Source organism: Gemmatimonas sp. (genome assembly GCF_044376735.1).
In the GTDB taxonomy this organism is placed as follows: Bacteria; Gemmatimonadota; Gemmatimonadetes; order Gemmatimonadales; family Gemmatimonadaceae; genus Gemmatimonas.
Genome location: NZ_JBILKJ010000104.1, coordinates 1 through 9,898, shown reverse-complemented (window position 1 = coordinate 9,898; position 9,898 = coordinate 1). Strand labels below are relative to the sequence as shown.

At 63.1% G+C, this 9,898-nt stretch carries 4 protein-coding genes and 2 rRNA genes; all 6 read right to left on the bottom strand.

Annotated elements, in window-relative coordinates; all coding sequences use genetic code 11:
* A 23S ribosomal RNA gene (locus ACIRA7_RS12305) occupies positions 1-917 on the bottom strand; the annotation flags it as partial.
* A 351-nt stretch (positions 918-1,268) separates the two neighbouring features.
* Positions 1,269-2,792, bottom strand: a 16S ribosomal RNA gene (locus ACIRA7_RS12300).
* A gap of 704 nt (positions 2,793-3,496) precedes the next feature.
* A complete protein-coding gene (locus ACIRA7_RS12295; protein ID WP_396221140.1) occupies positions 3,497-4,825 on the bottom strand; it encodes a hypothetical protein in 1,329 nt (442 codons plus the stop codon).
* A gap of 10 nt (positions 4,826-4,835) precedes the next feature.
* Positions 4,836-5,576, bottom strand: coding sequence for a hypothetical protein (locus ACIRA7_RS12290; protein WP_396221139.1), 741 nt, complete (start codon positions 5,574-5,576; stop codon positions 4,836-4,838).
* A 247-nt stretch (positions 5,577-5,823) separates the two neighbouring features.
* Positions 5,824-9,150, bottom strand: coding sequence for a preprotein translocase subunit SecA (secA, locus tag ACIRA7_RS12285; protein WP_396221138.1), 3,327 nt, complete (start codon positions 9,148-9,150; stop codon positions 5,824-5,826).
* A gap of 48 nt (positions 9,151-9,198) precedes the next feature.
* A partial coding sequence (gene nadD, locus ACIRA7_RS12280) for a nicotinate (nicotinamide) nucleotide adenylyltransferase (RefSeq protein ID WP_396221137.1) occupies positions 9,199-9,898 on the bottom strand: 700 nt, incomplete at its 5' end.

Here is a 9,898-nt window from a genome sequence, read left to right as displayed (position 1 = left end):
GTCGCTCTACCCCCTGCTGACACGCCTCGAGGCTCTACCTCAATAGATTTCGGGGAGAACCAGCTATCTCCAGGCTTGATTGGCCTTTCACCCCTACCCACAAGTCATCCGAATGGTTTTCAACCCACACCGGTTCGGGCCTCCACTAAGTGTTACCTCAGCTTCACCCTGCTCATGGGTAGATCGCCCTGGTTTCGGGTCGTACCCCCAGATACTCATGCGCCCTCGTTACAGGACTCGCTTTCGCTCTGGCTCCGCTGCTGAGCAGCTTAGCCTCGCATCTGAGGAGTAACTCGCCGGATCATAATGCAAAAGGCACGCCGTCAGCCGTGACACCTTGCGATGCCCAGCCTCCGACCGCTTGTAGGTATGTGGTTTCAGGATCTCTTTCACTCCCCGCACAGGGGTGCTTTTCACCTGTCCCTCACGGTACTCGTCCACTATCGGTCACATAGGAGTCTTTAGGCTTGGAGGGTGGTCCCCCCGGCTTCACGCCCGATTACTCGGGTCGGGCGTTACTCAGGAACTCTACTACACACAGTGCATGATCTTCGCCTACCGGGCTATCACCGTCTATGGCGCCCCGTTCCAGAGGACTTCGACTGACGTCGCTGTGTGCGTCCGTAGGTCCTACAACCCCGGTCCCACAAGGAGACCGGTTTGGCCTGTACCCGTTTCGCTCGCCACTACTCGGGGCATCTCGTTTGATTTCTCTTCCTCAGGGTACTTAGATGTTTCAGTTCCCCTGGTTTGCTCCGCTTGCGCGGTGACCGGACTCGCGTCCGGCCGGGTTTCCCCATTCGGCCATCTTGGGATCAATGCGTGTGTGCCGCTCCCCCAAGCTTATCGCAGCTTACCGCGGCCTTCATCGCCTCTATGTGCCCAGGCATCCCCCACATACCTTCGTTCGCTTGACTCGTTCCCATCTTGTCAGGCAAACCATACGCTTTCTAAAACTCGTAAAGCGGAAACATCACGCGATCATCGCCCTTGCGGACCATGACCACGACACGTCGCTGCCTCACTGAGGTTCTTCGTCCTAGCAGCATCGACCCGGCCAGTAGCCGCATCAATGCTGTAGTACCCACGATCACTTCCCACTTCCGTTGTCAAATAGCGCAGACACCGCCACGACCGTCACTCCGAAGAGCGGCGGTCAGCAATCGAATTCGAGATCGAGGATGTGCAGAACGGGCGATATCTCTGGGACTTTCAGTCTGCCGCACCTCAGGGTTGCCCCCGAACTGCCGACCTACTCATCGCTCCGGAAAGGAGGTGATCCAGCCGCAGGTTCCCCTACGGCTACCTTGTTACGACTTCGCCCCAGTCACTGCGCTCGCCTTAGGCGGCTTGGCCCCTTGCGGGTTCCGGCACCGACTTCGGGCGCTCACAGCTTCCATGGCGTGACGGGCGGTGTGTACAAGGCCCGGGAACGTATTCACCGTGGCGTCGCTGATCCACGATTACTAGCGATTCCAGCTTCATGCCGTCGAGTTGCAGACGACAATCCGAACTGAGGCCGGCTTTGGGGATTGGCTCCGCGTTGCCGCTTCGCAGCCCTCTGTACCGGCCATTGTAGCACGTGTGTAGCCCCAGACGTAAGGACCATGATGACTTGACGTCGTCCCCACCTTCCTCCGGTTTGGCACCGGCAGTCTCTCTAGAGTCCCCGCCATGACGCGCTGGTAACTAGAGACAAGGGTTGCGCTCGTTGCGGGACTTAACCCAACATCTCACGACACGAGCTGACGACAGCCATGCAGCACCTGTGCATGAGCTCCGAAGAGGGGCCCCTGTTTCCAGAGGCTTTCTCATACATGTCAAGCCTGGGTAAGGTTCTTCGCGTTGCGTCGAATTAAACCACATGCTCCACCGCTTGTGCGGGCCCCCGTCAATTCCTTTGAGTTTCAACCTTGCGGTCGTACTCCCCAGGCGGGGTACTTAATGCGTTAGCGCCGGCACTCGGGGGGTCGCTCCCCCAAGCACCTAGTACCCATCGTTTACGGCGTGGACTACCAGGGTATCTAATCCTGTTTGCTCCCCACGCTATCGCGCCTCAGCGTCAGCTACTGCCCAGCAGGCCGCCTTCGCCACCGATGTTCTTCCGGATCTCTACGCATTCCACCGCTACACCCGGAATTCCACCTGCCTCTACAGTGCTCTAGTCCACCAGTTCGCATGGCCGACTCGGGGTTGAGCCCCGAGCTTTCACCACACGCTTAGCAGACCGCCTACGCGCCCTTTACGCCCAGTGATTCCGGACAACGCTCGCACCCTCCGTATTACCGCGGCTGCTGGCACGGAGTTAGCCGGTGCTTCCTCACTCGGTACCGTCAGAGCCCTCGAAAAGGCTTGTTCGTCCCGAGCAACAGGGGTTTACACACCGAAATGCTTCATCCCCCACGCGGCGTCGCTGCGTCAGCCTTACGGCCATTGCGCAATATTCCCCACTGCTGCCTCCCGTAGGAGTCTGGGCCGTATCTCAGTCCCAATGTGGCTGGCCATCCTCTCAGACCAGCTACCCGTCACCGCCTTGGTAGGCCGTTACCCCACCAACTAGCTGATAGGCCGCGAGCTCCTCTAGATGCCTCGAAAGTTTCCTCGTCAACTGATGCCAGTCGACGAGCGTATGCGGTATTACCCGGCCGTTGGGCCGGCTATCCCCCACATCTAGGCAGATTGCTCACGTGTTACGCACCCGTTCGCCGGTTACCCTTGCGGGCCCCCTTGACTTGCATGTGTTAAGCACGCCGCCAGCGTTCGTCCTGAGCCAGGATCAAACTCTCCAATAGATCAGAATCTAAGTAGAATCTTGAGTGGCTCATCAGCGCGACCAACCGAAGTCAGTCCCACGCCGAATCACGTACTAATCAACAGATTTGCTATCTCGCTGCAGCCCTGAAGAAGCCGCAGGTCAACGATACCGTCCCGCACATCCATCGATCTCGAACTTCGATTGTCAAACAGCGATGACTCGTCCCTGCTATATCCGCGCAACCGCTTGCGGTTGCGTCAGTTACCGTTTTCTTGAACGCCGCGTTCTCAGCGGCAGATCGTATTAATACACCACCGTCCGGTTCCCGTCAAGGCATCAGACTGAGCTTTTTTTACGAGTTCGAAGCGCGCTCGTGATCAGCACGATACCCACTTCTCCCTCAGCCCGATCGGCCGCAGACTCCCCTCGACGGGAGCACGCTCGGCGCGCTGCGCTCCGATCTCTGCCAGGCTCGGCCTGCGAGGACGCGTGCCGCAGAAGCAACGGGAACAGCGGCAAAGAACCGATGCCCGGAAGCCCACACCCATACATCTGCACCCAAGGCGCAGAAGCAAGTCGGCATTGCGCAACCGCCTCGGCGGGTCGGGGATATAAACCGATCCGAGGCCGAGTGTCAACCGTCAATCGACAAGTCGGACGGCCCCCCGTGCGACGGGGCGGACAATCGCAAGATCGCCCGCCCCGTCTCGGTCAGCACGCCACCCCACTAGGTAGGGCGCGTCAATCCCCGCCGCTCCCTCTCGGCTTCGCCGTCCGACCCGTATCGCCACCGCCCGAGCTGCCGCCCCCAACACTGCCGCCGCTTGAGCCGCTACTACCACTTGAACCGCTGCTGCCGCTACTCCCGCTACCAGCCGAGCCGCTGCCGCCGAACACGCTTGGCATAGGAGAAGACGAGCCTCCCGAGTTCGCCCGAGTGTAGCCACCACCCCGCACCGCCCGCCCCGGATTGGAAGGCGCCGCAGGGTCGGCGTCCCCCCGATGCACGATGATGACCGGCGTATTGCCAGGGTAGAACCCGTTGCCGAACCCGTAGGGATTGAACAGCCCACCGAAACCATAGCGAAGACTATATGCATCGAACGGGCTCATACCATACTGCCAGCCGAGTCCCCATGCCCCCATCCCGCCAGGCCCATAGCAGAAATCGTCAATGCGCCGGCACCCGCCGCGCATCCGCGAGCTGGCGATGCCACCGGTGATGACGTCCTCAGCCATTGGTCGGCTGCGATCGGTACCGGCTGTCCGCACCGCGAACACCTCCGGATTGGACATCGCAATCATCAGGTCGAGCACGCGAGACGGCATGCCGCCGTCGGCCAAGCGTACCAGCTCCTTGCCATTCACAGAGAACGGCTGCCGGGTTTCCGTGAGCCACGCCTCGGTGAGAGCTGCTGGTGCACGACTGGCTACAGCGAGCACGTCGCTGTTCAGCAACGGCGCACCGACGGCCAGACGAAGCGACGGCGTGGACGGCGCCGCACTCGCGCCGAGCCGCGCCCAGTCACCCAAGGAATCCACGACGTAGCGCAAGGTCATCACCGACGTGGCGGAGTTGCCGCCGACGTCGAGATGCTGCACCTGCATCCAATCCCCCGCCGACGACATGGACATCAAACCGGTCTCCAGTCGCCGCGCCCCGCGCCCGCACGCCAACTCCGCCTGCATCAACAAGCGACGGTCGTCGGGCATCCACGTGGACGTTTCGGTACCAGTACAACCATCGATCGACTTCGCGATGCGCGTCCCGGGCAAGGGGACGGCTGAACGCGTGGCCACGTTGGCACTATCGAATACGACCAAGTCGACACTGCCGGCAATCGTCGCGGACGGGACGACACAGGCCATCGAGGGGGGCTTCGGCGCCTGGCCAACCCCTGCTGCTGCGGACTGCGCCGACGGTGTCCAGCAGCCCATCCACGGCTGAAAGCGCGGATCGACGGTAGGCCGCGCCGAGGTCTGCGCCGCGAGCGCTCCTCCCCACAACAGCGTCGCGCTCGCAACGCCGCGCGCTACGCGCGGCAGCCCAACAAGTCCGAAGGCCATCATGGGGTCGTCCTCAGAAACGGAAGAGAAAGCCGGCCGTGAGACCGACGCCTGACAAGTCGATCGGGGAGAAGCCGCGGAAGTCGGAGCTGAGCGCGCCCTGCGCACGCTCGTACCGCACCTCTGCGTTGAGACCGACGTGCGGCGTTAACGAGTAGGTGGTGCCGAGCGCCCCGAACGCCATCGCGGACACATCGGTGGACTTCAACGACGTGGAGAAGATGTCGAGCGTCTTGTAGTCGACAAACTCGCCGTCCTGTTTGAACACGTAGTACATCATGCCACCACCGGCGGCGACGTACGGTGACACCTTGCTCGGCACCCATGCGTACCTGCTCAGCGTACGGCCTTCCGGCCGGAGATGCAGCTTGAGGCCGGCCGTAATGGGTATGCGTCGGAACGTCGTACGCTGTTCGACCGGAAGGTCATCGGTGCCGATGAAGTCGCGATCCTCGGATCGCTTCACGCGCGTGTTGATGCCGGTGCCGAGCAGCAGGTCGACCCGCGAATGGAGGCGAACGGCCAAATCGGTCGCCACGGACACGCCGGCGAAGTCGCCACGATTGACCGTGAGCCGCTCGGTGACGAAAGAAAACACGTCACTTGAGGCGTCCGGCCGAGCGAAGCCCCCCCGAACGGAAAACGTCGCATGCGGCGCCGAGAACAGAAACCCGTCGCCGCCGGTGGGTTGCGCCACCAGCGGCAGCGCGGGAACGAGCGCAGCCAACAGACCGAAGAAGAATCTCTGACGCATCGACGTCACTCTCGCGGAAGGAGTACCCGGGAATATACCACGATCCCAGATTCCAGTTCCACCAGCCCCCCGACAGGACGCCGCACCTGAACCAACGCCCCCCGTGGGCGAACCCGACGCGACCCCTCCACCCTCTCCGCTCCGTCGCGCCGGGCCAAGCCCGCCCGTGGGTGACCCAACGATGCGGCACCCTCGTCATCAGCCCGTCAGCAGCTGCGTCGAAATGGCCCGTCCCGGCGCGCGGAGACTAGAGGTTCACCCCATGACACTTCTTGAACTTCTTCCCTGATCCGCAAGGACAGGCATTGTTCCGAGGGGTAGACTCCCACCCAGGCGGCAGCGCACCACCGCCCACCTCGAGGGAGCGCACCGGTCCGGCCCCAACGACCGCCGGCGTGCCCCGGGCGACGGGCCGACCCGATGTCGGCATCGCTTCGTCGCCGGCCACCACCAGGCCAGCGTCATACTGCTCGTCGATGGCGTCGACCAGCTCGAGTTCTTCCACCGGGATGTCCTCGAGAATGCCGAGGGCGTTGTACCGCTTGGTCGGGCGCCCCTCCGAGCGCGGGAATTCAGCCACCGGCGGAGCCGACTCGAAGCTGTCAGCAGGCGCCGGCTCGAAAACGAGTTGGGCCTTGAGGAAGCGCTCAGTGAAGGTGTTCGCCAGATCATGCATGAGGTCTTCGAACATCGTGTACGCGTCCTGCTTGTACTCGACGAGCGGGTCCTTCTGGCCCCATGACCGGTAGTGAATCGACGCGCGCAGCTGATCGAGATCGTAGAGGTGATCCTTCCACTTTTCGTCGATGACGTTCAGCGTGATCAGCGACAGCAACCGATCGGCGAAGCCCTGCCCGCTTTCGTCGGTGACGGCGTTCAAACTGTCGAGCTTCTGGTCGAACGCGGCACGCCCAGCCTCGACGGCCCGCGCCTGCGCTTCGTCGACCGAGGCGGCATGCGCGCCCTCGGCGAACGCGGGCACTTGGAGCATGAAGTGCATGAGGAGATCCTGCTGCACGTACTCGAAGTCCCAGTCTTCCTGCTTATCGAACGTGGCGAGCGCCTGCTCGACGCGACGCTGCACGCCGCGATCGATCATCTTGAGGGCTTCGCCCTTGAGCTCCTCGCCGCCTTCGAGGGCGAAGGCACGCAGCGAGTAGATCACCTCGCGCTGCTGATTCATGACGTCGTCGTACTCGAGCAGCCGCTTCCGAGACTGGAAGTTCTGCAACTCGACGCGCTTCTGCGCCTGCTCGATGGAACGCGTGATGAGCGGATGGGTGAGCACCTCACCGTCCTGCGCTCCCATCCGATCCATCAGCTTGGCGATCCGGTCGGACCCAAACAACCGCATGAGATCGTCTTCGAGCGACAGGAAGAACTGCGAGGCACCGGGATCACCCTGACGACCGGACCGACCGCGCAGCTGACGATCGATGCGCCGTGATTCGTGGCGCTCGGAGCCAATGATGTGCAGCCCGCCGATTTCGGAGATCTCGAGTTCCTTGCCGTCGGGATCGGTAACCTTCGAGGGCTTCGCGTCGGTGATGCCGGCACCGAGCTTGATGTCGGTCCCTCGGCCGGCCATGTTGGTCGCGATCGTAATGGCGCCGGGCTGGCCGGCACCGGCCACGATTTCGGCTTCGCGCTGATGGTACTTGGCATTCAGCACGTTGTGCTTGAGGCCGGCACGTGCGAACAGTCGCGCCAGCGTCTCGGAGGCTTCGACGCTGGCCGTTCCGACCAGCACCGGAAATCCGAGCTCGTGGAGCCGCTTCGTTTCGTCGACAATCGCATTGTACTTCTCGCGACGCGTCTTGAAGACATAGTCCTGACGGTCATCGCGCGAGATCGGGCGATTCGTCGGGATGACCGACACCGACAGCCCGTAGATCTCGTGGAATTCGTTTTCTTCCGTCTCGGCCGTACCGGTCATGCCGGCCAACTTCTCATACATCCGGAAGTAGTTCTGAATCGTGATGGTGGCGAGAGTCTGCGTCTCCCCCTTGACCTGCACGCGTTCCTTGGCCTCGACGGCCTGATGTAATCCTTCGCTCCATCGACGGCCCGGCATGGTACGGCCGGTGAACTCGTCGACAATGAGGACCTGTCCTTCCTGCACCACGTAGTTCACGTCGCGCTCGTACAGGGCGTGGGCGCGCAGCAGCTGGTGAATGATGTTCAGCCGCTCGCTCTTCAGCGCATACTCGCGCTCGATCGCATTGCGGTGCTCGAGCCGCTCGGCCGCCGAGATGCCCTGATCACGATCGAGCTTGCCGATCATGAGCGAGATGTCGGGGAGGACGAACTGATCGTGCGCCTCGGGCGAGAGATAGTCGAGCCCCTGTTCGGTGAGGTGCACCGTGTGGCCCTTCTCATCGAGCACGTACAGGAGGTCGTCTTCGATCTCCCGGTAGGTGCGCTTGCTCATCGGCAGCTTCTTGTCGGAAATGATGTCGAGCTCCATACGCTGCACGAGCTGCTTGACACCGGATTCCTGCAACGCCTTCACGAGCCGCTTGTTCTTCGGCCCGCCGAGTTGGGCCTTGTACAGCTTGAGCGCCGCGTCCTGTTCGTCCTTCATCTCGAACGCGCGCTCGCCCTCACCGACGAGGGTGTTGACCAGTTCGGACTGGCGGCGCACGAGCCGCTCGACGGCGGTATTGAATTCCGCGTACCGCCCATCACTCTCGTTGCCGACGGGGCCCGAGATGATGAGCGGAGTGCGCGCCTCGTCGATGAGGATCGAGTCGACTTCATCGATGATCGCGAAGATATGCGTGCGTTGCACACGCTGCTCGAGCGACACCACCATGTTGTCGCGCAGGTAGTCGAAGCCGAACTCGTTGTTCGTGCCGTAGGCGATGTCGCAGCCATAGACGGCGCGGCGCTCGTAGGTCCCGGGCTCGGTGTCGTCGAGACAGCCCACGGTGAGCCCCAGCCACCGGTACAGATGCCCCATCCACTGGGAGTCGCGACGGGCGAGGTAGTTGTTCACCGTGACGAGGTGCGCGCCACGTCCGGGCAGGGCATTGAGGTACATCGGCAGCGTCGCGACGAGCGTCTTGCCTTCGCCGGTTGCCATTTCGGCGATACGGCCCAGGTGCAACTGAATACCGCCAATGAGCTGGACGTCGTAGGGGACCATGTCCCACGTGAGCTCATTGCCGGTGACCAGCACCGTGGAGCCCTTGAGTCGCCGGCACGCCTCGCGCACGGTCGCGAACGCCTCGGGAAGGAGCTCATCGAGCACCTCGGCGATCGCGGTGCGGAGCTCACCCTCCGCCCCGCCGCGACCGTCGGCTCCCTGCAGCTCGAGGTCGATGCGTTCGCGCTCGGCCGCGTCGGCGGCGTCGTGCTTCGCCGCCTTGAGTTCGGCGATGCGTTGCTCGACCGGGCCGGTCCGCTCGGCCAGTATGCCACGGAACTTGGCCGTCTGCCCCTGAATCTCTTCATCGGACAGCGAGCTGAGGCGCGCTTCGATCTCGTGGATCTCCGACAGCACCGGCTGGACCCGCTTCCGTTCACGTTCGTGACGCGTGCCGAACACGCGACCAATCAAGCCCTTCAGCATACGAACCTCATGGCAAGGGCGTCGCGGCGGCGAGGTCCCCGTTCGCCATCAGGCGCGCGCCGGGCCCTCCGTCGTCGACGACTCCCGGGAATTCTCGAGATACAGTCCGGTGGTCGCTATGTACGTCGCCACGGTGTCCGGCACGAAGCCCCGAATGGAGCGCCCGTCCCGAACCCGTGCCCTGATTTCTGTTGACGACACATCGACGCGTCGCGCCGCGAGTCGCCGTGCCATCCCCGCTCCGACCCGTTCCAGCATGACGGCGAGCTCCGCCGTCTCCCGGCCGTGGTCGGCGCGCTGTAGTACGACCAGCTGCACCATCGACAAGAGGCGTGTCACCTCGCGCCAACGGGGCAACGTGGCCACCACGTCATCGCCGACTAGCAAGAGTAGCTCGGCCGACGGGACGCGTCGACGCAGTGCGTCGACCGTGTCAACCATGAAAGATAACCCGCCCCGATCAATTTCGATGGGGTCGACCTCGACGCGTGGGATTCCGCCGAAACCGGCCTGCACCATCGCGAGCCGGTGCTCGGCGGGGGTCTGATCCGATCCCTTCAGCGGCTGCTGGGCCGCCGGGATGATCAACAGACGATCGAGCGCGAGCTCCTGGAGGGCGTCCTGTGCCACCAGGAGGTGGCCGATATGCGGCGGATCGAAGCTTCCCCCAAGAATGCCGATGCGCACGGGGGTCAGCGAGGGCGGGTCATTCGCGACGCGCCGGACCGGGGCGTGCGTAGGCGACGGG

What these genes read in the sequence shown, in the direction of transcription:
- ACIRA7_RS12295 (WP_396221140.1), bottom strand. Translation starts at nt 4,825, where the DNA reads ATGATGGCCTTCGGACTTGTTGGGCTGCCGCGCGTAGCGCGCGGCGTT.
- ACIRA7_RS12290 (WP_396221139.1), bottom strand. Translation starts at nt 5,576, where the DNA reads ATGCGTCAGAGATTCTTCTTCGGTCTGTTGGCTGCGCTCGTTCCCGCG.
- secA (WP_396221138.1), bottom strand. Translation starts at nt 9,150, where the DNA reads ATGCTGAAGGGCTTGATTGGTCGCGTGTTCGGCACGCGTCACGAACGT.